This is a genomic window from Paenibacillus sp. oral taxon 786 str. D14, from assembly GCF_000159955.1.
GTDB classification, from domain to species: domain Bacteria; phylum Bacillota; class Bacilli; order Paenibacillales; family Paenibacillaceae; genus Fontibacillus; species Fontibacillus phoenicis.
Genome location: NZ_GG695988.1, coordinates 85,238 through 87,585 on the forward strand (window position 1 = coordinate 85,238; position 2,348 = coordinate 87,585).

Consider the following 2,348-nt stretch of genomic DNA (forward strand, 5'->3'; position numbering starts at 1 on the left):
ATAACGGGTGGCGTACCCCTGTCGGTAACAAAAAGGTTACATTCCCTTTGGTAGAAACTGAAAATAGCACAGTGAATTTTCTGAAAAAACATCATTGCGTTATATTTACGTAAGATTATATAACATTTTATTCTCTAATTATGAATATTTTTTAACGGGAGAAAACCTAAGAGAAACTGTAATTCACTGCGATATTCCTTAATGTATGCGTTTTAACAGATGGTCCTCCTCTTTGTCATTATATCTTACATGAATTTATGATAGTTCACATAAACTTCAACTTTTCACTAGGAGGGGGAAACCTTTATGAATCGTTATCGACGAGGCCTTAAACTAGGAAGCGTAGTTCTGTTGACTTCTGTATTGGTCACAGAACTTGGAATCGGACACCTTCCACAAGCCCAGGCCGCTTCAGGTACAGCAAAGGTTACGGCAAGCCAAACCTTTATCACCGGCGAACAATTTCGTCAGTCGATGAAGCAGGCTGCCGGCGAAGCAGGAGGCTCCTTTACGATGCCGGAGGTCTCCAGCAACCGTGTGCTCCGCAGCCAAGCGGCTGTACTGCTTCAGCAATGGCTGGGGCTAGAGAATGCCCCTGAATCCTTCAGCGACGTTCCAGACCAAGCAGCTTACGCGGGATCTGTTGGGGCCGTCAAAAAGGCCGGACTCATGAAAGGCTATTCGGATACCTCGTTCCTGCCTGGCGCCCCTCTCACTGCGGACGATCTAGAACGGCTTCACGACCGTGTTGTCAGCTACTTAAAGCCCTTTGTCCTTCCGGAAGCCACGATTTCTGAGCTTCAGCTGGCTATGGAGCAAGGCAAGGTGACTTCAAAACAACTCGTACAGATGTATCTCGATCGAATCGTTAAATATGACGATCAGGGGATCTCCCTGCAAGCTGTCCTTTCGATCAATCCTGACGCGCTCAACATCGCCGAAGCGTTGGACCAAGAACGAGCCGAAAAGGGACCAAGAGGACCTCTGCACGGCATTCCGATCCTTGTCAAAGACAACTTCGATACCGCCGACATGCCGACGACCGCAGGCTGCCTTTGCTTGAAGGATTCTATCCCTCCGCAAGATGCGGATCAAATCGCCAATCTAAAAGAAGCCGGCGCGATCATCCTAGGCAAAACGAATCTTCATGAATTTGCTTTTGGCATTACAACATCAAGTTCGTTAGGGGGGCAAACGAAAAATCCATACGCACCCGATCATTATCCCGGCGGCTCCAGCGGCGGTACCGGTGCGGCAATTGCAGCCAACTTGGCTGTCGCCGGCCTGGGTACGGACACAGGGGGTTCCATCCGTATTCCTTCCAGCTTCAACAGCTTGGTTGGGATCCGCCCAACGATTGGTTTATCCAGCCGTGATGGAATTATCCCACTCGCTTTGACGCAAGACGTAGGAGGACCGATCGCCCGGACAGTCGAGGATGCAGCGATCCTACTCGACGCCACGGTTGGTTATGACCCGGATGATGTCGCCACCTCCTATAGCGTCGGTCGCGTTCCTACGAGCTACACCGACTTCCTTGATGCTAACGGTTTGAAAGGCACACGGATTGGTGTAGCGACGGAACTCTTCCTGGAGAGCAACGATCAAGAAAAAGCCGTCTTCGAAGTAGTGTCCAATGCCGTTAAAGAATTAGAAGCCCTTGGCGCAACAGTCGTGAATATCAAGATTCCGAATCTAGAGGAGATTATGAAATATCCGAGCTTAAGCGGCTACGAGTTCAAATTCCAATTAAACGATTACTTAGAGGAACTCGGGGATAATGCCCCTTACCACAGCCTGGCTGAAATCATCGCCTCTGAAGAGTACGATAAAACTCAAGAGCAATCGATGAAAGCCCGCGAGGCCCGTGAATCGCTGGATACTCAGGAATACAAAGACATCGTGCTGAAACGCACCAGCCTCACCCGAGATTCCCTACTGAAGGTGATGGCCGACAACAAGCTCGACGCGATCGTGTACCCGACCAGCACCCAGCCGCCGGCATTGATTGGTGAGGGCCAATCATCCGGAAACAACAATCGCTTAAGCCCGTTCTCGGGATTCCCTGCCATTACGGTCCCTGCCGGATTTACAAAAGACGGCCTCCCCGTTGGCATCGAGTTCCTCGGTCGCGCCTTCGATGAAGGCACACTAATCAAACTAGCCTATAGCTACGAACAAGGCACTCATCACCGTCACGCCCCTGTACTTACACCATAATTCTGTTATATGAGAGTACTGAGGAGAGCACTACCGTTATACCGGTAGTGTTCATTTGTTTTAGCGTTAGTGTTCTCCTCGGCTTCAACACGCACGCCCTTCCTCTCCACGCGATTCCTGCAAAAATA

The 2,348-nt window shown here is 50.1% G+C and carries 1 protein-coding gene; it reads left to right on the forward strand.

What is annotated here, in order from left to right; all coding sequences use genetic code 11:
* Nucleotides 1-306 precede the first annotated feature (306 nt).
* The gene (locus tag POTG_RS18460) at nt 307-2,220 is read left to right on the forward strand and encodes an amidase family protein (protein ID WP_009226374.1); all 1,914 of its coding nucleotides are present in this window, start codon (nt 307-309) and stop codon (nt 2,218-2,220) included.
* The last annotated feature ends 128 nt before the right edge of the window (nt 2,221-2,348 follow it).